The sequence below is a fragment of the Sulfitobacter sp. W002 genome (genome assembly GCF_025142135.1).
GTDB lineage: Bacteria > Pseudomonadota > Alphaproteobacteria > Rhodobacterales > Rhodobacteraceae > Sulfitobacter > Sulfitobacter profundi.
Genome location: NZ_CP081126.1, coordinates 725,959 through 747,804 on the forward strand (window position 1 = coordinate 725,959; position 21,846 = coordinate 747,804).

A 21,846-nucleotide genomic window follows, 5' to 3' on the forward strand; every position below is an offset into this window, starting at 1 on the left:
CAATGGTCAGAGTGAAAGTTGCGGAGGCTGCGTCAAACATGCGCCACCTCCATGCCATGCGCGCCACCCATCATCAGGCCAATCTCTTCGACCGTCAGCCCCTGCGCGGGGCGCGTCGGCGACAGGCGGCCCTCGTTCAGGGCGGCGAAATTGTCGGAAATCCCCATCAACTCATCAAGGTCTTGGCTGATGACGATGACAGCGGTGCCGCCCGAAGCGAGGTCCAGAAGCGCCTGCCGGATCGCGGCGGCGGCAGAGGCATCAACACCCCAAGTCGGCTGGTTCACCACCAGCAGCTCGGGCCGTTGCAACACCTCGCGGCCAATGACGAACTTTTGCAGGTTCCCACCCGAGAGCGAGCGCGCCGCATTGCCGGGGCCGGGGGTGCGCACGTCGAATGTCTTGATGATCTTCTCGGCAAAGGTACGCGCCTTGCCCCAGTCGAGCATGCCGCCGCGCTCCAGCCCTTCGCGGGCGGCACCGGTCAGCATGGCGTTTTCGGTCAGCGACATATCCGGCACGGCAGCATGGCCAAGCCGCTCTTCGGGCGCGGTCAACACGCCAAGCGCGCGGCGGGCGGTGGGGCCAAGAAGGCCAATATCGCGCCCGTCAAAGGTGATCATGCCCGCGCCGACCAGCGTTTCACCCGAAAGCGCGTTGAGCAATTCGTCCTGCCCATTGCCCGCAACGCCGCCGATGCCCAGCACCTCACCACGCCGCACCTCAACCGAGATTTCGCGCAGCGGCATGCCGAAAGCATGGGGCGATCGCGCCGAGAGTTTGTTGAGCGTCAGCGTCACTTCGCCCGGCGCCTTGCTGTCGCGCGTGGGCGTTTTCAACGCCGAGCCGACCATCATCTCTGCCATGTCGCGCGCCGAGGTCTCGCGCGGGGTGCAATGGCCGACGACCTTGCCCAACCGCAGGATCGTCGCGCTGTCGCACAGGCTGCGGATCTCTTCGAGTTTGTGCGAGATATAAAGGATCGCGGTGCCCTCAGCGCTGAGTTTGCGCAGGGTTTTGAACAGGATTTCAACCTCTTGCGGGGTCAGAACCGATGTCGGCTCGTCCATGATCAACAGCTTCGGCTCTTGCAGCAGGCAGCGGATGATCTCGACCCGCTGACGCTCCCCAGCCGACAGATCGCCGACGATGCGATCCGGCGCAAGCGGCAGGCCATAGGTGTCTGAGACATCGCGGATTTGCTGGCTCAGCTCACGCATGCGCGGCGGGTTTTCCATGCCGAGGGCGATGTTCTCTGCCACGCTGAGCGCATCGAAAAGCGAGAAATGTTGAAACACCATGCCGACGCCCGCCTGTCGTGCCGCATGGGGATCGGTGGGGGCAAAGTTCTCGCCCCGCATCTGCATCTGACCCGCGTCAGGTTTGACCAGCCCGTAGATCATTTTGACCAATGTCGATTTGCCCGCGCCATTCTCGCCCAGCAGGGCGTGAACCTCACCCGGCGCGATCCGCAGGGACACGTCATCGTTCGCGACGACGCCGGGGTAGGCCTTGGTCAACCCAGAGAGGTCGAGAAGTTTGTCAGTCATGCGGAAACCTTTGTCTGGGTCCGGGCGATGAGAGAGATCAACGCACCATGTGCAATCTGGGCGGGCAGCTTGCCCAGCGACTTATCGCCAATAGGGCAGATGATGCCAGAGGGATCCAGCCCCATGTCGCGCAAGCGGCGGGAAAACCGTGACTTTTTTGTGTCAGAGCCGATCAAGCCGACACTCTCTGCCCCGCGTTTAAGCAGGGCAGCGCAGAGGGCGAGGTCGATGTCATGCGAATAGGTAAAGATCAGGTGGTGCGCGTTTTGCGGCGCGTGTGCGGCAAGGCGCGGCATATCGGCGGTGGGCGTTGCGGTCACATGGAGCGGCACGTCTTTGGGGAAACGGTCCGCCGCGCTGTCGATCCATGTGATGGCAAAAGCGTTGGTTGGGCAGGCGGCCACCACCGCGCGGCCCACGTGCCCCGCGCCCCAGAGCCAGAGAGGTACATCGCTATGCCCTGTGGCGTCCAGCGGCAGCGGCGTGGGATTGTCGAGCGGGCGCGGAGCTGCGGTGTAGCGCAGGCTCACCGCGCCGCCGCAGCATTGGCCAAGACCGGGGCCGAGCGGTAGGGTCTGATTGTCTTCATACCGCCCTTCGGCCAGCAGGCGGCGGGCATGGGCAATGGCCTGATGCTCCAACGCGCCGCCGCCGATGGTGCCGTCGATACTGTCCGACGTGACCTTCATCGCCGTGCCCGCATCGCGCGGGGCCGATCCGCGCGTGGCGGTGACCTCGACGTAGACTGCGGTCATTTCCGTGTCCGTCCGACGGCGGCAAGGACGGCCTCGGCGGTGGCGGGCGCTTGCAGGTCGCCGTAGTTGTCTCCGCTGGCCGCGACCGCATCCGACAGCGCCATGAAGGCCGAGATGCCCAGCATGAAGGGCGGCTCGCCCACGGCCTTGGAGCGGTAGACCGTCTGCGCCGGGTTTGGCTGGTCCCAGAGTTTCACGTTGAACACGGGCGGCCGGTCGGAGCAGGCGGGGATCTTGTAGGTCGATGGCGCGTGGGTGCGCAGGGTGCCGGTCTCGTCCCAGACCAGTTCCTCGGTCGTGAGCCAGCCCGCGCCTTGAACGTAGGCACCCTCAATCTGACCAATGTCCAGCGCGGGGTTCAGCGAGGCGCCCGCGTCATGCAAAAGGTCTGCGCGCAGGATGCGGTTTTCGCCGGTCAGCGTGTCGATCACCACTTCGGTGCAGGCGGCACCATAGGCGAAGTAGTAGAATGGCCGCCCGCGCCCGGCGATGCGGTCCCATTCGATGTCGGGCGTTTTGTAGAATCCCGTGGCCGACAGGCTGACGCGGTTTTCATAGGCCGAAGCGGCGGCAGCGGCAAAGGTGATCTCTTCGCCCGCGATCTGCACCATGCCGTCGGCGAAACGTACCTGATCCGGCGTGGTCTGGTAGCGTTCGGCTAGATGCGCCGCCATGCGGTCGCGGATCGTGTCACAGGCGTTTTGTGCGGCCATCCCGTTGAGGTCTGACCCGGAAGACGCCGCCGTTGCCGAGGTGTTGGGCACTTTGGCGGTATCGGTGGCTGTAATCTTGACCACCTCGGGCGAGACGCCAAAGCGCGACGCGGCGACTTGCGCAACCTTCTGGAACAGCCCTTGCCCCATCTCGGTCCCGCCATGGTTCAGGTGGATCGAGCCATCCTGATAGACATGCACCAGCGCGCCCGCTTGGTTGAGGTGGGTGAGCGTGAAGGAGATGCCGAATTTAACCGGGGTGATGGCGATGCCGCGTTTCAGCAGCGGGTTTGCGGCGTTCCATTCGGCGATGGCGTCGCGGCGGGCGTTGTAGTCGGCACTCTCGACCAGTCGGTCGGTCAGTGCGTTGATGATACAGTCGGTGACCGGCTGCTGATAGGGCGTGGTCTGCACGTCCGACGGGGTTTCAGGGATCGCAGCCTTGGCTGTCGGCGCAGGGGGCGCGCCGCGAGAGGAGAGATCGACCTCTGCATCCGGCGGGGTGCGGTTGTCGATGGCGGTGCCGGTGGCCTCCACCTCGGTCGGGCGGTGGGCGTGGTCGGTGTAGTAATTCGCCCGGCGCACGGCGAGCGGGTCGAGGCCCAGTTCATGAGCGATATGGTCCATGACCCGCTCGATGCCGACGACCCCTTGCGGCCCACCAAAACCGCGAAACGCCGTGGCGCTGGCGGTATTGGTGCGCAAGCGGTGCGAGGTGATGCGGATGTCGTGCAAATGGTAAGCGTTGTCGGCATGCAGCATGGCGCGGTCGGCCACGGGCAGGCTGAGGTCCATCGACCAGCCGCAGCGGGTGTAATGGGTCACGTCCAGCGCGGTGATGCGGCCCGTCTCGTCAAAGCCTGCGTCGTAAGCGATGCGGAAATCATGCCGCTTGCCGGTGATGATCATATCGTCATCGCGGTCATAGCGCATTTTGCAGGGTTTGCCGGTCAGAGATGCGGCGACAGAACAGGCAATCGCCAGCGCGTTGCCTTGGCTTTCCTTGCCGCCGAAGCCGCCGCCCATGCGCCGGGTCTCGACCCGCACGGCATGCATTGGGCGGCCGATGGCATGGGCCACTTTGTGCTGAATTTCGGTCGGGTGCTGGGTCGAGGAATGCACCAGCATGTCGCCATTGTCCTGCGGCAGGGCCATGGCGGCCTGACCTTCAAGATAGAAATGCTCCTGCCCGCCCATTTCAATCTGGCCCGAAAGGCGGCGGCTGGCCTTGGAGAGCGCCGCCTCGGCATCGCCCTTCTGGTAGATGCGGGGGCCATCTTCGAACCGGCTGTCGGCGGCGAGCGCCTGCTCAACGGTCAAAATTGGATCACGCGGGGTGATCTGTGGCTTGCCCAGTTGCGCGGCGCGACGGGCAGCGAGGTGGCTGGTGGCCACGACCAGATAGAGCGGTTGGCCCGCGAAATGGATTTCGCCCGTCGCCAAAAGCGGCTCGTCATGGTTCGACGGTGAGGTGTCGCAGTCATGGACGAGATCATCGGCAGTCAGCACTTTGACCACGCCGGGCGCAGACCGCACGGCGTCGAGGTCAAGCGCCGTCAATTCGCCCGCCGCGACGGGGCTGAGGCCAAAGGCCAGATGCAGCGTGCCGCGTGCGGTGGGGATGTCGTCGACATAGCGCGCGGCACCGGTGACATGGAGCTTCGCGGCGTCATGGGGAAGGGGCTTTGCAACGCTCATGCCGAGACCTCCTGCAGGTTGGTGGCTTGACCGTTGGCGTCATGGAAATAGCGCAGCAGCATGTTTTGCGCCGCCTCCATCCGGTAGCTGGCAGAGGCGCGCATGTCCGAGAGCGGGGTGAAATCGTCGGTCATCGCTGCCATCGCCTTGCGGATGGTGTCTTCGCTCCACGGTTGGCCGACCAGCGCCGCCTCAGCCGCAGCAGCGCGTTTCGGTGTTGCCGCCATGCCGCCAAAGGCGATGCGCGCGGTGAGGATTTCGGTGCCATTGCCGGTGATCGAAATACAGCCGCAAACCGCCGAGATATCTTGATCGAAGCGTTTCGACAGTTTGTAGCAGCGCAGGGTGTCATGTTGGCGGGGGATGAGGATGGCTTCGACGAATTCGCCCGGCGCGCGGTCTTGCTTGCCGTAGTCGAGGAAGAAGTCTTCCAACGCGATCTCGCGACGGCTGTCGCCCCGGCGCAGATGCAGCGTGGCGCCAAGCGCAATCAGCGCGGGCGGACCGTCCCCGATGGGCGAGCCATTGGCGATATTGCCACCCAAGGTCGCCGCGTTGCGCACCTGCGTAGAGCCATAGCGGCGCAGCATGGTACCCAAGCTGGGATGCAGGGGGGCAAGCTTTGCCTCCACCTCGGTCAGCGTGGTCATTGCACCGATCCGCAGGCCGGTTTCGTCCTCGGTGATGCCGCGCAGATCGGCGCAGCGGTTGAGGAAGGCCACGGCGCCCAGTTCGCGGAACCCTTTGGTGACCCAAAGACCCACGTCCGTCGCTCCGGCGATCAGCGTGGCTTGCGGGTTGTCGAGATACCAAGCGGCCAACGCATCACTGTTTTCGGGCTGCACATGCGGCGCGCCTTCGGCCTTGGCGGGCGCCGGGATGTCCTGCGCCAACTTGTCTTTCAGGCTGCGCAGATGGGCGGGCACCGGCGCGCCTGCGGCGGCCTCGGCCGCGCGGATAATCGGGGCGTAGCCGGTGCAGCGGCAAAGGTTGCCAGCCAGTTGCACGTCATGATCCGTCGCCCCATTGAGATGCGCCGTGGCCATCGACACCACGAAGCCCGGCGTGCAGAACCCGCATTGGCTGCCGTGATGCTCTATCATCGTCTCTTGAACCGGGTGCAGCGTGCCATCGGCGCTCGCCATGCCCTCGACCGTGGTGACGGCCTTGCCGTTCACCTGCGGCAGAAACAGGATACAGCCATTGAGCGCACGGCTGCCGTTTTCATCGGTGATCATCACCGAACAGGCTCCGCAGTCGCCCTCGTTACAGCCCTCTTTGGTGCCGGTCAGGCCACGCTCTTCGCGCAGCCAGTCGAGCAGGGTGGTGGTCGGGGACACGTTGGAGAGTGACACGACTTCTCCATTGAGAAGAAAAGTGATGTCCATTGGTTCTCATCCGCCGCGGTACAAAGTGGCCCATATCGTTGCGCGGGGTTCGATGCGGCGTAGAACCGGGCGCGGGCGAGGTAGAATTCAGGCTAGCGGGGCGGGGGGCGTTTTGGCAAGAAAAAATACCTTGGGCGAAAAATGCGCTGGGTGCTATCCGGTGCTGGTGCCTTTGGGGTGGGTGGCGTAAAAATGCGCCATGTCCAATGATCCCCGATTCATTCACCTGCGTAGCCATTCCGAGTATTCCTTGCTGGAGGGCGCGCTGCGGTTGAAAAAACTGCCCGGCATGTGCCGCGACGCGGGCATGCCCGCGCTGGCGCTGACCGACACCAACAACATGTTCGCAGCACTCGAATTCTCTGTCGCCATGGCGGGCGCGGGTGTGCAGCCGATCATCGGCTGTCAGGTCGATGTGGCCTATGTCGAGGTGCAGCCGGGTGAAAAGCCGCGCCCGCCCGCACCGGTGGTGCTGCTGGCCCAGAGCGAATTGGGCTATGAAAACCTGATGAAGCTGAACTCCTGCCTCTACCTCGACAAGGGGGGCGCGGTGGCCGAGGTGACGCTGCCGGAGCTTGAGGCGCTGAGCGCCGATCTCATCTGCCTGACGGGTGGCCCTATGGGGCCGGTGGGGATGCTCTTGCAAGGCGGCCAGCGCCCGGCGGCAGAGGCGTTGATGGCCCGGCTGCAGGGTGCCTTTGGCGACCGGCTTTATGTCGAGTTGCAGCGCCACCCCGAAGACGGCGGCCAACCCGAGCCCGAGCGTCTGACTGAGCGTGGCTTTATCGAGATGGCCTATGCGATGGATATCCCGCTGGTGGCGACCAACGATGTCTATTTCCCGAAACCGGATATGTACGAGGCCCATGACGCGCTGATCTGCATCGCCGAGGGTGCCTATGTTGACCAAAGCCAGCCCCGCCGCCGCCTGACCGCGCAGCATTACTTCAAGTCGCAGGCCGAGATGGCGACGCTTTTCGCCGATCTGCCCGAAGCGCTGAGCAACACCGTCGAGATCGCCAAACGCTGCGCCTTCATGGCCTACCGCCGCGACCCGATCCTGCCGAAGTTCGCCGACGATGAGGTGGCCGAACTGCGCCGCATGGCCAACGAGGGGCTACAGGCGCGTCTGGCGGTGATCCCCCATGCGGTCAGCGTGGAGGACTACCAAAAGCGGCTCGACTTTGAGCTCGGCATCATCGAAGGCATGGGCTTCCCCGGCTACTTCCTGATCGTTGCCGACTTCATCCAATGGGCCAAAGACAATGACATTCCCGTAGGGCCGGGGCGGGGCTCGGGGGCGGGGTCACTCGTGGCCTATGCGCTGACCATCACCGACCTCGACCCCCTGCGCTATTCGCTGCTGTTCGAGCGTTTCCTCAATCCCGAGCGGGTCTCCATGCCCGACTTCGACATCGACTTTTGCATGGACCGCCGCGAAGAGGTGATCCGCTACGTGCAAGAGAAATATGGCCGCGACAAGGTGGGGCAGATCATCACCTTCGGTGCGCTTTTGTCCAAGGCGGCGGTGCGCGACATCGGTCGCGTGTTGCAGATGCCCTATGGGCAGGTGGACCGTCTGTCGAAGATGATCCCGGTGGAAGGGGTGAAACCCGTCTCCATCGAAAAGGCGCTGGCGGATGAGCCACGCCTGCGCGAAGAGGCCAAGAACGAAGAGGTCGTGGACCGCTTGCTGACCTATGGCCAGCAGGTCGAAGGGCTGCTCAGGAACGCCTCGACCCACGCGGCGGGGGTGGTCATCGGTGACCGGCCGCTGGATCATCTGGTGCCGCTCTACCAAGACCCGCGCTCGGACATGCCAGCGACGCAGTTCAATATGAAATGGGTCGAACAGGCCGGTCTGGTGAAGTTCGACTTTCTGGGTCTGAAGACGCTCACCGTCATCCAGAACGCGCTCGACCAGATCAAGGCGGGCGGGCGGCATCTGCATATCGCCGCGGACGGCCGCCAGATCTACGAACCGCCCGAGGGCCATGTCGATGACGTCGCCACCATCCCGCTCGACGACAAGGCGACCTACGATCTTTATTCCAGCGCCAAGACCGTCGCGGTCTTTCAGGTGGAATCGAGCGGCATGATGGATGCCCTCAAGCGCATGAAGCCGACCTGTATCGAGGACATTGTCGCCCTCGTGGCGCTCTACCGTCCCGGCCCGATGGAGAACATCCCGGTCTATTGCGAGGTCAAGAACGGCAAGCGCGAGCTGGAATCGGTGCATCCGAGCATCGACTACATCCTCGAAGAGACCCAAGGCATCATCGTCTATCAGGAACAGGTGATGCAGATCGCGCAGGTCATGGCGGGCTATTCACTCGGCGGCGCCGACCTGTTGCGCCGCGCCATGGGTAAGAAGATCGCCGAGGAGATGGCCAAGGAACGCCCCAAGTTCGAAAAGGGCGCGATGGCCAATGGCGTCGACAAAAAGAAGGCGGCGGAGGTCTTCGACCTTCTGGAGAAATTCGCCAACTACGGCTTCAACAAGTCCCACGCCGCGGCCTATGCGGTGGTCAGCTACCAGACCGCCTGGCTGAAAGCGAACCACCCGGTCGAGTTCATGGCCGGGGTGATGAACTGCGACATCCACCTGACTGACAAGCTGGCGGTCTACTTCGAGGAAGTGCGCAAACGGCTGGAACTGCCTTGGGTGCCGCCCTGCGTGAACCGCTCGGACGCGACCTTCAAAGTGGTCGACGGCGCGCTGGTCTATGCGCTTGGCGCGCTGAAGAACGTCGGGCTTGAGGCGATGCGGCTGGTGACCGAGGGGCGCAAGGTCGACGGTGTCGACAAGCCCTTTGCCACGCTCTTTGACCTCGCCCGACGGGTGGACCTCAAGCGCGTGGGCAAGCGTCCGCTTGAGATGCTGGTGCGCTCGGGCGCCTTCGATCAGCTCGACAGCAACCGGCGGCGGGTGTTTCAATCGCTCGACGGGTTGGTCAGCTATTCGGCAGCGATCCATGAGCAGAAAGCCAGCAGTCAGGTGTCGCTCTTTGGTGAGGCGGGCGATGATCTGCCCGAACCGCGCATGTTGCCCTGCGACGACTGGCAATCGGCGGAGCGGTTGGCCGAAGAATTCAAGGCGGTGGGTTTTTATCTTTCGGGCCATCCGCTTGATGACTACATGCCGCCGCTGAAACGCAAATGGGCGCGCGAGGCGGGCTTGCCCTTCCTCACGCTGGACGAATTGAACGAAAAGGTCAGCACCCGCGGCGCGATGAACGCACGGCTGGCGGGCGTTGTCGCCGGACGGCAAGAGCGCAAGTCGGCGCGGGGCAATCGCTTTGCCTTTGCGCAGCTTTCGGACACCACAGGCGGCTACGAGGTGACGATCTTCTCCGACGTGCTGGAGGCGTCGCGCGATCATCTGGAGGTCGGGTCCAAGGTCGTCGTTACCGTCGAGGCCACGATGGAAAGCGACCAGTTGAAGCTTTTGGCACGCGGCATCGGCCCGATCGATGCGGCGGTTGCGGATGCGGGCAGCATGGGACTGCGCGTTTTCATCGACGGGCCGGGGGCCATTCAATCGGTGGCCGATGTGCTTGATGGCGCGCGTCAAGCGGTCAAAGCGGCGGGGAAGGGGCCGGTGCAGTTCTGCCTGATAAACCCAAGCCTGCCCGGCGAGGTCGAGGTTGATCTGGGGCGCGAGTTCCCGGTGACACCGCAGATCAAGGGCGCGATCCGTTCGCTTGACGGGGTGATGGAGGTCGAGGAAATCTGATCTCGCCCCTCGCGCAGATCCGCCCTTTTTCCGCCCGTCAGTGGACGGCAAGCAGTGGCTGCGCTAACTGCTTGACAAGCAACGGGGAGCAGAGCATGAAACGACGCATCGGCCTTTTGATCATGGCGGCGCTTCCCTCGGCCTGCGGCATGGCGCCCTCCGCGCCGGCGCCTCAGGTTGCAGAGATCGGCTTTGGCACCGCCTTGCCTTTTGGGGAGGTCGCCCGCGTCTGTGATGTGCGAGAGCAGGATTTGGGCAAGTTGGTCGAAGAACCTGCGGCGCGGGGCTATCGGCTGTTCGATTCGCAACCTGGCAGCGCGGGGCCGCGCAGTTTCTATATTACCGGTTTTGCGGATGATTGCGCGCGCCAGTTGACGGCGGCCAATGTCTTGTTCGGCACGCCCTCGGTCTATGAGCAGTTGCACTATGGCCCGGGTGGGGAAAACCTGCCCATCGCCGAGACCGATGCGGCCTATGAGGCGATCAAGGCCAGTGTCTGTGGCGTGGGCAAGGGCAAACCCTGCGGCAAGCGGATTGGCACTCTCGACAAAACGGCGTTTTTCGTCAACGCCTATGAGCGTTTGGGCCAGACCGCACGTTGGTCTGAGGTGTTGGTGCATGACGGGGCGGTGGCCGCCGTGGCAATGAAATCAGCGGATTGAGCGGGTTGCGGGCATAGACCGGGGCTGCCGCTTAGTAATGCGGGGGCCGTTCATCGCCCATGACGACAGCGCCACCGCCCGAAGCATCCCGTTCCCCCTCGCGCTGCATCAACATATGCACGCGGCGGTTCAGGGTGACGATCTCATCCTCCTGACGGGTGACGATCTCTGACATATCGTCGACCGCGCGGGTCAGATGGGCGATCTGCTCTTCGAGGCGGCTGATATGGTCTGCCGTTTGGTCTGGGGTCTGTTCTGTCATGACGCGCATCCTTTTTGCGCGATCTAGCACGGTCGCGCGGCGCGGGACAGGGGCGGGATGCCGCGTTGCTTGCTCTTGCGAGGGGCTTGGGCTAGACGCGAGGCCAATTGATGCACCGAGGATCCTTGCCATGGCAAAGCCCAAGAAAACCCCCCGTCCCAAGGCGCAAACCCCCAAGGGGTTCCGCGATTATTTCGGGACCGAGGTGACCCATCGGGCCGAGATGCTCAGCAAGATCGCCGCCGTTTATCACCGCTATGGGTTCGACGCGCTGGAAAGCTCCGGCGTTGAAACGGTTGAGGCGCTTGGCAAGTTCCTTCCCGATGTGGACCGCCCGAACGAAGGCGTTTTCGCGTGGCAGGAAGATTCCGAAGGCGACAAGCCCGGCGATTGGCTGGCGCTGCGCTATGATCTGACAGCGCCCTTGGCGCGGGTCTATGCCCAGCACCGCAACGATCTGCCGATGCCCTACCGCCGTTATGCGATGGGGCCGGTCTGGCGCAATGAAAAGCCGGGTCCGGGGCGGTTTCGTCAGTTTTATCAGTGTGATGCGGATACCGTAGGCGCGCCATCGGTCGCGGCAGATGCCGAGATTTGCGCGATGCTGGCCGATTGTCTTGAGGAAGTCGGAATCGCACGCGGCGACTATGTTGTGCGGGTGAACAACCGCAAGGTGCTGAACGGTGTGCTAGAAGTTGCGGGCCTTGCCGGAGACGACAAAGACACCGAACGCGGCATCGTGCTGCGGGCCATCGACAAGTTAGACCGGCTGGGACCGGAGGGCGTGCGCGCCCTGCTGGGTGAGGGCCGCAAGGACGACAGCGGCGATTTCACCAAGGGTGCCGGGTTGGAAGACGCGCAAGCCGATGTGGTCATGGGTTTCATGCAGGCTAAACGCGATACAGGTGCCGAGACGGTGGCGCGGCTGCGCGAGTTGGTGGCAGGCTCCGATGTCGGTGTGCAGGGCGTGGATGAGCTGGAACTGATCTCTGACCTTCTGGCGGCGGGCGGCTATGGCCCTGACCGGGTGGAGATCGATCCGTCGGTCGTGCGCGGCCTTGGCTACTACACCGGACCGGTGTTCGAGGCCGAACTGACCTTTGAGATCAAGGACGAAAAGGGCCGCGCGCGGAACTTCGGCTCGGTCGCGGGCGGTGGGCGCTATGACGATCTGGTCAAGCGCTTCACCGGGCAGGAAGTGCCTGCCACGGGCGTCTCCATCGGCGTTGACCGGCTGCTGGCCGCGCTGGCCGCGAAGGGGCGATTGGAAACCGAGGCCACAGGCCCCGTCGTCGTCACCGTGATGGACCGCGACCGCATGGCCGATTATCAGGCGATGGTCGCCGAGTTGCGGCAGGCGGGCATCCGGGCAGAGGTGTATCTGGGCAACCCCAAGAACTTCGGCAACCAGATGAAATACGCCGACAAGCGGCAAAGCCCGGTTGTGGTCATCGAAGGCGGTGACGAGAAAGACCGCGGCGTAGTGCAGATCAAGGACATGGTGCTGGGCGCGCAACTGGCGCAAGAGGCGAGCCATGATGAGTGGAAAGAGCGCCCGAACCAATATGAAGTGCCCCGCGCCGATCTGATCAAGGCGGTCCGCGATATTCTGGATCGGACAAGCTGATGCCCACACGTTCCGAAACGCTGGCGCGGGCGGCGTCGCTACGCGCGATTTTCGACGCGCAGGGCGCTGTGCTCGTCGAGCCGCCGATCCTGCAACCGGCCGACACGCTGCTGGACCTCTACGGCGAGGATATCCGCGCGCGCGCCTATGTCACCTCGGACGCGCTGCGGGGCGAGCAGATGCTGCGCCCCGATTTTACCGTGCCCGTGGTGCAGATGCATATGGCCCATGGGGCCGAGCCCGCGCGCTATACCTATTCCGGTGAGGTTTTCCGCCGTCAGGAACACGACCCGAACCGCGCCAATGAATACATTCAGGTGGGTTTCGAGGTTTTCGACCGCGCCGACCCGGCGGCGGCAGATGCCGAGGTTTTCGCCCTGATCGCCGAGGCGATGCAGGGGCTGCCGGTGCGCCCGGTGACGGGGGATATCGGTGTGCTGATGGCGGCGGTGCAGGGGCTTGATACCTCGCCCGCGCGCAAACAGGCGTTGATGCGTCACATCTGGCGCCCGCGCCGCTTTCGCGCGCTGCTGGACCGCTATGCGGGGCGCACCTTTGTGCCTGCCGGACGCAAAGCGTTGCTGGCCAAGACAGAGGTCGAGATTTCGGCACCCATGGTCGGACTGCGCTCACAGGCAGAGATCGAAGCCCGCGTGGCAGCGCTGCGCGAGGATGCCAAGACCGCGCCGATTTCCGCGCAGCAAGTTGATCTTTTTGAGGCGCTGTTGGAGGTCAAAGAAACCCTGCCGAACGCGCTGAGCCGTCTGCGCGATCTGGCTGTCGATATGCCCGCCATCGGCGATGCCGTGGCCCGCGTTGCAGCCCGCGCCGATGCGATGCGCGCCCGTGGGATCGACACCGATGCGCTGCTCTTCGAGGCCAGCCATGGGCGGTCTTCGATGGAATATTACGACGGTTTCGTTTTTGCCTTCCGCGCGGCCTCGCGGCCCGATCTGCCCAGCATCGCCAGCGGCGGGCGCTATGACGCGCTGACCCGGCGGTTGGGGCAGGGCGATGAAATCCCGGCGGTGGGCGGCGTGATGCGCCCCGGCCTGATGCTGGAACTGGAGGCCGGGCAATGACGCTGAAACTTGGTGTGCCGTCCAAAGGGCGGCTGATGGAAAAGACCTTTGAATGGTTCGGCGCGCGCGGCGTGCGCCTGCAGCGCACCGGCTCCGACCGCGAATATGCGGGCAAGGTCGAGGGCATCGAAGATGTCTCTCTGGTGCTGCTCTCAGCCGGAGAAATCCCGCGCGAACTGTCGGCGGGGCGGATCCACCTTGGCGTGACCGGCACCGATCTGGTGCAAGAGAAGCTGGCGCTTTGGGATCAACTGGTCGAGCCGCTGGAGGAATTGAACTTTGGCCATGCCGACCTGATCATCGCGGTGCCGCAGGCTTGGGTCGATGTCGATACGCTGGATGATCTGGATGCCGCCGCGGCGGCCTTCCGTGCTGAACATGGCTTCCGCCTGCGCATTGCCACGAAATACCACCGATTGGTGCGGGAATTCCTGCGCACCCACGGTGTGGCGGATTACGCGCTGGTCGACAGCCAAGGCGCGACCGAGGGCACGGTGCTGAATGAAACCGCCGAGGCGATTGCCGATATCACCTCCAGCGGCGAGACGCTGCGCGCCAATCACCTCAAGATCCTCAGTGACGGTTTGATCCTGCAATCGCAGGCCACACTCTGGCGGTCGCGCATGGCGCCCCTAGAGGATCACAGCCGCAAAGCGCTGAAAACCCTGATCGCGCAACTGACCTGACGTAGCGTCACAGCCACGGGTTTTTCCCTTCCCTTCCATAGCATTGCACCTTCCGAGCCGCTCCGGCTCGGGGGCGCTTTGCCGCGCGCCTTATCAAGAGACTTGCGAGATGTCGCGCTTCGGATAGGGTGAAAGGGTCAACAGGCCGATACCACAAGCTCCGCCAAAAGGGGCAGGGATCGGGACATAGGGAGGATCCGTCAATGATCGGATGTCACGCGCCCCTTGCGAGGGGCCGCAGCCGTCGCCGCATGGGAGTGGGCGATTGCTGAAGATTGAGGATTTGCATCTGTCCTTTGGCGGCATCAAGGCGCTGCAGGGGGTGAATTTCGAAGCCGGGGCAGGAGAGATCACCGGTGTCATTGGCCCCAACGGCGCGGGCAAGACCTCGCTTTTCAATGCGATATCAGGGTTTTACAAGCCCGACCGGGGGCGTGTGTCTTTTGACGGGCAGGATATCACGACGCTCAGCCCCGACAGGCGCGCAGGGCTGGGGCTGGCACGGACCTTCCAGAACATCGCGCTGTTTCGCGGCATGACCGTGCTCGACAACATCAAGCTCGGCGGTCACACGCGCCTCAATACCAACGTCTGGCAAGCGCTGCGCTATTTCGGGGCGGCGCAGAAGGCCGAGTTGGAGCTGCGCCGCGAGATCGAAGAGCAGGTGATCGATTTCCTTGAGATCGACCACATCCGCAAATACCCGATTACCATGCTGCCTTATGGTCTGCAAAAGCGGGTCGAACTGGGCCGCGCGCTGGCGATGCGCCCGCGCGTGCTGCTGCTGGATGAGCCGGTGGCGGGCATGAACCGGGAAGAGACCGCCGACATGGCGCGGTTCATTCTCGACGTGCAGGAGCAGTTCGGCACCACGATCCTGCTGGTGGAACACGACATGCACATGGTGATGGACATCTGCAGCCGCATTGTCGTGCTGAACTTTGGCCAACAGATCGCCAGCGGCACGCCCGAGGAGGTCTCGAACAACCCGGCAGTTATCGAAGCCTATCTGGGGGCCGCGGCATGACGCCGATTTCCTTTGAAGAAATCGCGCCGGAATTTTTGAAAAATTCCGAGGGTAAGGAAAGGGAGGCGCTTTGATGGGGCAGTTCGTGCAATTCGCGATCAACGGGCTGATGGCCGGAGCGATCTACGCGCTGATCGCCGTGGGGATCGTCAGCGTTTACAAGGCCACCAAGGTGGTGAACTTCGCCCATGGTTATCTGATCATGTTCGGGGCCTATTTCTACTTCACCTTCGCCGTGATCGTTCCGGGCCAGCCTTGGGCACCTGCTTGGCTCGCCTCTTGGCAGCCGGGCTGGATGGTCGAAATGCGGGGCGAACTGCCGATGTTTTCGCCCGTGGCGGCGGTGCTTGATTGGGTGGCGAACCTGCCGCGCATCCTGTTGGGGCTGGCGGGGGCGCTGGTCTGCAACGCCATTCTGGGCCGGATCATCGAGCGGGTGTTGATGCGCCCGCTGATGGGGCAGTCGATTTTTGCGATGATCATGGTGACGGTGGGGCTGATCTCGATCCTGTCGGGCGCGGCGCAGTTGATCTGGACGGCGGATGCGGCAAGCGTGCCCTATATCGCGCCCAACATGCCGATCCGGTTTGAGTTGTTCGGCACGATGATCTTCCTTTTTGGCACTGATCTAGTGAACATGGTTGTGGCCCTGCTGCTTTTCGGTGGCATCGTCGCTTTCGTGAAGTTCACCAAGGGCGGCATCGCCATCCGCGCCACCGCCGAGGACCAGTCGACCGCCTATTCCATGGGTATTTCAGTGCCCAAGGTCTTTTCCCGCGCTTGGGTGCTGGCCAGCACCACTGGGGCCATCGCGGGGGCAATCCTCGCCACCCGCAACGGCATTTCACCGAGCCTTGGCCTCTTTGGTTTTTCGGTGCTGGCGATCGTGCTGATGGGCGGGCTCGACAGCTATGTCGGCGTGCTAATCGCCGCGATGGTCGTCGGCGTGCTTGAGGCGATGACCCAGTGGCAGATGGGCGGCGGCTGGGCCGAGATCGTGCCCTACGTCACCGTCCTGGTGGTGCTGATCTGGCGCCCGCACGGCCTGATGGGGCAGAAAGAGGTCGAGCGGATATGATCAACGCAAATCTCAAATCGAGCTATGCCGCCGATGAGCGGGTGCTGAACAACCGCTACAAACAGGCCTTCGTTTACGGGGCGATCCTTGCGCTGGCGCTTTTCACCCTGTTCGGCAACGACTACCTGATCCTGATCGCCAGCCAGATGGGCATCCTGCTGATCGCTGTGGTGGGAATCAACATCCTGACCGGCTATACCGGGCTGGTCTCGCTGGGCCATGGCGCCTTCGTCGCCATCGGTGCCTATGCGGTGACCATCTTCGGTAACCTCGGCGCCGGGGTGATCCCGGCAGGGTTGATGCCCTTCGTCTCGGTGCCCTTGGCCGTGGCGCTGGCGGCGGCGGTGGGCGTGTTGGTCGGCCTGCCGAGCCTGCGGGTCAAGGGGCTCTACCTCGCCGTGGCGACGCTGGCGGCGAATTTCATCGTGATCTTTTTGATCGAAGAAGACCTCTTTGCTCCTTGGACTGGCGGCATGGTGGGGATCAATACCAATGTGCCCAATCTGCTGGGCTGGGAGTTGGATACCAAACGCGAGATGTTCGGCCTGATCGCGGCGGTGGGGTTGGTGTCGCTGCTGGCGGCGCAGAACCTGATCCGCACCCGCGTGGGTCGCGCCTTTATCGCCATTCGCGACCGCGACTATTCCGCCGAGATCCTCGGCATCTCGCTTTTGCGCTACAAGTTGATGAGCTTTGCCCTCTCGGCCGCGTACTGTGGTCTGGCGGGGGCGCTTTTCGCCTATTTCTACGCCCGCATCCTGCCCGAGCAGTTCGAACTGGCGCTGTCGCTGAACCTTGTGGCGGCGCTGATCATCGGCGGCATGGGGCGCACGATGGGGCCGGTTTTCGGGGTCATCATCGTGGTGATGGTGCCCGAACTTATCAAAGTGCTCTTTGGCGCGCTTGCGGGTGACAGCGCCGGCGCGGGGCAATTGCGCGCGCCCTTGCAGCAGATCGCCTTCGGCGTGCTGCTGGTGTTGTTCCTGCTCAAGGAACCCTTGGGCATCAACCAGATCGTCGACCGTATCCTGCGCGCCGCAAACCGTTGGCCGTTTGCGCGCGGGTAAGAATTCACAAGGCCACATCAGGGAGAAGACCAGATGACCATGAACCGCCGATCCTTCCTCGCCACCACCGCCGCCGCGACGGCGGCCATGGGCACGCCAATGATCCTGCGCGCTCAGCCCAAGGAGTATGTGCTCGGCGCCTCGCTGCCGCTCACCGGGCCCTTTGCCACCGCCGGTCAGTTGGTCGCGCCTGCCTTTGCCATGGCCGCGAAGCTTTTCAACGACGAGGGCGGGGTGGCTGGGGTGCCCATTCGCTTCGTTACCGAGGATTCGGGCTATGTGCCGCAGAATGCGCTCAACAACTACCAGCGGGCGCTGGCCTCTGAGGGCAAGAACATGATCGGCTATTTTGCCGACAGCACCGGCGCGATGAAGCTGATCGCGCCCGAGCTCAAGGGCGAGAACGCCCGCATCATGGGCTCGACCTCTTTCGCCTCGGAACTGGCCGACCCTGCGACGCATCCCTACCAGTATCTCTCGGGTCCGACCTATCAGAGCCAGTTCGACATCCTGTTGCAGAATATCAAGAACGAGGGCGGGCAGAAGGTCGCCTTCATCTTCTCCAACACTGAGTTTGGCCGCGATCCGATCGAACACGGGCGCAAGACCGCCGAGGAATTGGGCCTTGAAGTCGTGCTAGAGGAAAGCACCAAGGCCGAAGGCGCCGATATCCCCACGCACGTCACCAAACTGGCGCAGTCCGGCGCGGATCACTGCATCCTTCAAGGCTATGTCACTGGCGTCTGGCCGCAGCTTATCGGCGGCGCGCGACAGTTTGGTCTGCCGGTCAAGTTCAAGGGCACCTTCTGGGGCATGGAGAAATTGATCGCCGACCGTATCACCGCCGAGGCGGGGCCGTTCCTTGCGGGCTATGAGGGCGTCATGCCTTACCGCTATTTCTACGACCGCGAAGAGGCGCCGCGCTATCAGCAGTACGCCGAACTCAGCAAGCAAATGTTCGCGGGCACGCCGCTGGAGAACTACATGTCGACATGGGCGATCCAAACCATGTGCGGGCTGGAGATCGCCATGAAGGCCTTCCGCGACACCGCCGAGGCTGGGCTGGAGCTGACACCCGACAACATCGCCGAGAAGCTGGCGGGGATCTCGGACTGGGATTCGGGCGGCTTCTTTGGTGGGCCGGTGAGCATGGAAAACAACGCCATCGGGACGGGCCGGGTCTATGGCTACAACCCCGAGGATGGGCTGTTCACGCCCAAATCCGATTGGTTCACCGTTTGATAAACGCGGGGCGTCCGGCGGGCGCCCCACACCCTAGAAAGAGGACGCGCCCGTGCTGACCATCGAGAACATCGAAGTGACCTACCACCACACGGTGCAGGCGCTGCGCGGGCTGTCGCTGGAAGTGCCCGACGGCAAGATCGTCACGCTTCTGGGCACCAATGGTGCGGGCAAGACCACCACGTTGAAGGCGGCGAGCAACCTGCTCGCGCTGGAGAACGGTGAGGTCGGCGAAGGTCGGATCAGCTTCAAAGGTCAGTCGATCATGACGATCCAGCCCGACCGTCTGGTGCAGCAGGGGCTGTTCCACGTGCGCGAGGGGCGGCGGATCTTTAGCGAGATGACGGTGGAGGACAACCTGATTGCCGCCTCCTACGCGCTGGACCGGCGGCAGGCGAAGCCGGACTATGACAAGGTCTATGCCTTCTTCCCCCGGTTGAAAGAGCGGCGCCGCCAGATTGCGGGCTATCTCTCGGGCGGGGAGCAGCAGATGCTGGCCTTTGGCCGGGCGATGATCGCGCGGCCTGAGTTGATCTTAATGGACGAGCCCTCGCTTGGCCTCGCGCCCAAGGTGGTGGCCGAGATTTTCGACACGATCAAACGGCTGAACCAAGAGGACGGCACGGCGATCCTGCTGGTGGAGCAGAACGCCGGGGTAGCCTTTTCGGTCGCCGATTACGGCTACATCATGGAGAGCGGTCAGATCGTCATGGAAGGGGATGTCGCCAAGTTGCGCGGCGACAAGGACATCCAGTCCTTCTACCTCGGCATGGGCGAGGAGGGCGGGGCGCGGCAGTCCTTTCGCGATGTGAAACATTACAAACGCCGCAAACGCTGGCTCAGCTAGGGAGGTCCGCCATGGCATTCGACGAGTTCAAGGGCGACTTCGCGCCGCTGGTCCGCATGGTGCAAAACCATGCCAAGAACCGCCCCACGGGCGTGGCGATGCGGCAAAAGGAATTCGGCATCTGGAACGAGATCACCTGGGAGGGGCTGCAAGAGATCATGCAGGCCACCGCCGCAGGGCTGGTCGATCTGGGGCTGAACGCGGGCGATCATGTCGGCATTCTCAGCGAGAACCGCAGCGAATGGGTGCAGGCGCAGTTCGGCATCAATGCGGCGGCGGGGGTCGTGGTGGGCATGTATCCCACCAGCCCGGCGGCGGAACTGGAGCATCTGGTGAATGCCTCGGATACCACGGTGCTGTTCATCGAAGATCAGGAGCAGCTGGACAAGATCAAGGAACTGGGCGACCGGGTGCCGCAGCTGCGGCAGTTGGTGATTTTCAACCCCAAGGGCACGCGGGGCGAAGATCTGCTGGGGCTGATCAGTTTCGACGACCTGCTTGAGCGGGGCCGGGCGCGGCTTTCGGGTTTCGCCGACGATCTGCGCGCGCGGCAGGCGGGGATCGAGCCCGACGACACGGCGATGATGGTTTTCACCTCCGGCTCCACCGGGCTGCCCAAGGCGGCGGAGATTTCCTATGGCAATATCCACGCGGGCGTCGGCGTGGCGCGTGACGTTTTCGGGGACTACCCGCCGGGGACGGATGTGCTGAGCTATCTGCCGCTGTGCCACATCGCCGAACAGGCGGTGACGGTGATCAACGGGCTGGCGCAGCAATTCGTGATGAATTTTGGCGAGAGCCTGCGGACCATCACGCTTGATCTGCGCGAGGTCGCGCCGCAGGTCTTCTTTGGCGTGCCGCGGATTTGGGAAAAGATGCAGGCGGGGGTGCTGGTGCAGGCGCAGACCGCGGGGCGGATCAAAGGGCCGATGACGCTGATGGCGCTGAAAGGCGCACAGCGGCGCGGCATGATCCGGCGCGACAAGTGGAGCGCGGGGGACCGCATGGCGCATGCCTTTTGGGATACGCTCGTCTATCGGCACATCCGCAGCTATCTGGGGCTGGGGCGCACGAGTTTCGCGATCTCTGCCGCCGCGCCGATCAGCGCCGAGCTTCTGGGCTTTATGCGCGGCATCGGGGTCAATATCCGTGAGGCATGGGGCATGTCCGAAACCTCGGGCGTGGGCACGATCCAGAAATCATGGGGGCAATGCGACGGGCGCATCGGCTTTCCGGTCAGCGGCGTGCGCACCCGCATCGCCGAGGATGGCGAGGTGCTGTTCTCGGGCGGGACCATCTTCAAGGGCTATTACAAGAACCCCAAAGCCACCGCCGAGACCATTCAGGATGGCTGGCTGCACACGGGCGATGTGGGACGCGAGGAGGCCGATGGCTCGATCACTCTGATCGACCGCAAGAAGGACATCATGATCAACGCGGCGGGCAAGAACCTTGCGCCCGCGCATATTGAGAATGTCATCAAGGCCAGCCCCTTCATCAAGGAGGTCGTGGCCGTGGCCGACAAGCGACCCTATGTGACGGCGCTGGTGCAGATCGACATGGACACCGTGCGGCTCTGGGCCGAGGGGCAGGGGATTGCCTATACCACCTTCCGCTCGCTCGCCGAGCATCCCAAGGTGCAAGAATTGATCGACGCTGAGGTGGCCAAGCAGAACCGCGATCTAGCACGGGTCGAGCAGGTCAAGAAGGTCTGGCTGATGCGCAAGGAGCTTGATCACGACGACGGCGAAGTGACGGCGACGATGAAGGTGCGCCGGGCCAAAATCTACGAACTCTACGGCGACCAGATCGAAGCGCTCTACGCCGCGTGAGGCTCAGAGCACGCCGATCTCGGCCAGGGCGCGGTTCAGCTCCACAGGCAGTTCCGCCTCTGCCTCGCGGCCCTCGGGCAGGTCGGGGGGCGCGTCCTCGGGTTTGAGGTAGCGCCAGCCTTGGAAGGCGCGGCGCAGACTGTTTTGGGTGCGGATGATCTCAGGGTCGAGCACGATGGCGCAGCGGCGGATGCCGTCTGCGCGGGTGATCTCCTCTAGCCGGATAATGCGCTGGCGGGCTTGGATGACGCCTTTGATGACCCAATAGATCGAGCCGCCGTTGAGAATCTCGGCCTCGCGCTTGGGCCACATCCGCGTGACATGGCGCGGCAGACCGTCCTTGGTCCGCACGTCCTTGCGCGCCTGCCATTTGGCGAGGTTCTCGACGCCTTCGGTGCCGACCGAAAGTTTGATTAGATTGATATAGTTATCCAAAAGTTCCCCCGCAGTGCTGCTCGAGAATGCGCCTCTATATAGTAGTTTCTCCTTCGGAGCTAGCAAGGTATTGTGGTAGGCTGAAGAATAAATTCCCGTAGATGTGCATTTTGGGCGTTGAGAAATCGGCCCTTCATGTTGTATCGATGCCAACTCTTA

The 21,846-nt window shown here is 63.4% G+C and carries 17 protein-coding genes; 11 read left to right on the forward strand and 6 right to left on the reverse strand.

The window, feature by feature from the left end; genetic code table 11:
• Positions 1-32: 32 nt before the first annotated feature.
• From K3758_RS03585 to xdhA, 4 genes are read right to left on the reverse strand one after another with little or no spacing between them, the layout of a single operon-like run.
• Positions 33-1,550 (reverse strand): ABC transporter ATP-binding protein, encoded by a 1,518-nt coding sequence (locus tag K3758_RS03585; RefSeq protein WP_259947700.1) that lies wholly within the window; start codon positions 1,548-1,550, stop codon positions 33-35.
• Positions 1,547-2,305 carry a xanthine dehydrogenase accessory protein XdhC gene (xdhC, locus tag K3758_RS03590; protein WP_259947703.1) on the reverse strand — a complete coding sequence of 253 codons (759 nt, stop codon included), beginning with the start codon at positions 2,303-2,305 and terminating at the stop codon, positions 1,547-1,549. Before xdhC ends, K3758_RS03585 begins: the two co-directional genes overlap by 4 nt.
• The gene (gene xdhB / locus K3758_RS03595) at positions 2,302-4,716 is read right to left on the reverse strand and encodes a xanthine dehydrogenase molybdopterin binding subunit (RefSeq protein WP_259947705.1); all 2,415 of its coding nucleotides are present in this window, start codon (positions 4,714-4,716) and stop codon (positions 2,302-2,304) included. Before xdhB ends, xdhC begins: the two co-directional genes overlap by 4 nt.
• Entirely contained in the window at positions 4,713-6,104 is a 1,392-nt protein-coding gene (xdhA, locus tag K3758_RS03600; RefSeq protein ID WP_259947707.1) for a xanthine dehydrogenase small subunit, read from the reverse strand. The genes xdhB and xdhA overlap by 4 nt, the downstream gene beginning before the upstream one ends.
• A gap of 199 nt (positions 6,105-6,303) precedes the next feature.
• On the opposite strand from xdhA, the gene dnaE reads away from it, so the two are divergent.
• Both dnaE and K3758_RS03610 read left to right on the forward strand, forming a co-directional pair.
• Positions 6,304-9,840: a DNA polymerase III subunit alpha gene (gene dnaE / locus K3758_RS03605; RefSeq protein ID WP_259947710.1), complete on the forward strand. Its 3,537-nt coding sequence runs from the start codon at positions 6,304-6,306 to the stop codon at positions 9,838-9,840.
• Between the two features lie 95 nt (positions 9,841-9,935).
• A complete protein-coding gene (locus K3758_RS03610) occupies positions 9,936-10,502 on the forward strand; it encodes a hypothetical protein (protein ID WP_259947712.1) in 567 nt (188 codons plus the stop codon).
• Positions 10,503-10,533: 31 nt separating this feature from the next.
• Here the strand turns inward: K3758_RS03610 and K3758_RS03615 are convergent, their stop codons facing one another.
• Positions 10,534-10,728 (reverse strand): SlyX family protein, encoded by a 195-nt coding sequence (locus K3758_RS03615; protein ID WP_120352147.1) that lies wholly within the window; start codon positions 10,726-10,728, stop codon positions 10,534-10,536.
• Between the two features lie 166 nt (positions 10,729-10,894).
• Between K3758_RS03615 and hisS the strand changes: the two genes are divergently transcribed.
• The 9 genes from hisS (at position 10,895) to K3758_RS03660 (ending at position 21,252) form a co-directional block, all read left to right on the forward strand.
• Positions 10,895-12,391 (forward strand): histidine--tRNA ligase, encoded by a 1,497-nt coding sequence (gene hisS, locus K3758_RS03620; protein WP_259947715.1) that lies wholly within the window; start codon positions 10,895-10,897, stop codon positions 12,389-12,391.
• Positions 12,391-13,473 (forward strand): ATP phosphoribosyltransferase regulatory subunit, encoded by a 1,083-nt coding sequence (locus K3758_RS03625; protein ID WP_259947717.1) that lies wholly within the window; start codon positions 12,391-12,393, stop codon positions 13,471-13,473. Before hisS ends, K3758_RS03625 begins: the two co-directional genes overlap by 1 nt.
• Positions 13,470-14,159, forward strand: coding sequence for an ATP phosphoribosyltransferase (hisG, locus tag K3758_RS03630; RefSeq protein ID WP_007117866.1), 690 nt, complete (start codon positions 13,470-13,472; stop codon positions 14,157-14,159). The genes K3758_RS03625 and hisG overlap by 4 nt, the downstream gene beginning before the upstream one ends.
• A 211-nt stretch (positions 14,160-14,370) precedes the next feature.
• Positions 14,371-15,186 (forward strand): ABC transporter ATP-binding protein, encoded by an 816-nt coding sequence (locus tag K3758_RS03635; RefSeq protein ID WP_067629499.1) that lies wholly within the window; start codon positions 14,371-14,373, stop codon positions 15,184-15,186.
• A gap of 73 nt (positions 15,187-15,259) precedes the next feature.
• Complete coding sequence (locus tag K3758_RS03640; protein ID WP_067629500.1) at positions 15,260-16,264, forward strand: branched-chain amino acid ABC transporter permease; 1,005 nt, start codon at positions 15,260-15,262, stop codon at positions 16,262-16,264.
• Positions 16,261-17,331, forward strand: coding sequence for a branched-chain amino acid ABC transporter permease (locus K3758_RS03645; RefSeq protein WP_067629502.1), 1,071 nt, complete (start codon positions 16,261-16,263; stop codon positions 17,329-17,331). The genes K3758_RS03640 and K3758_RS03645 overlap by 4 nt, the downstream gene beginning before the upstream one ends.
• A 33-nt stretch (positions 17,332-17,364) precedes the next feature.
• Positions 17,365-18,573, forward strand: coding sequence for an ABC transporter substrate-binding protein (locus K3758_RS03650; protein WP_236627389.1), 1,209 nt, complete (start codon positions 17,365-17,367; stop codon positions 18,571-18,573).
• 52 nt (positions 18,574-18,625) lie between these two features.
• Positions 18,626-19,420, forward strand: a complete 795-nt coding sequence (locus tag K3758_RS03655; RefSeq protein WP_067629504.1) for an ABC transporter ATP-binding protein — start codon at positions 18,626-18,628, stop codon at positions 19,418-19,420.
• A gap of 11 nt (positions 19,421-19,431) precedes the next feature.
• Entirely contained in the window at positions 19,432-21,252 is a 1,821-nt protein-coding gene (locus K3758_RS03660; RefSeq protein ID WP_259947727.1) for a long-chain fatty acid--CoA ligase, read from the forward strand.
• Between the two features lie 3 nt (positions 21,253-21,255).
• Here K3758_RS03660 and K3758_RS03665 read toward each other — a convergent pair whose 3' ends face one another.
• On the reverse strand, positions 21,256-21,687 hold the full coding sequence (locus tag K3758_RS03665) for a DUF1489 family protein (RefSeq protein WP_259947729.1): 432 nt from the start codon (positions 21,685-21,687) through the stop codon (positions 21,256-21,258).
• Positions 21,688-21,846: the final 159 nt, after the last annotated feature.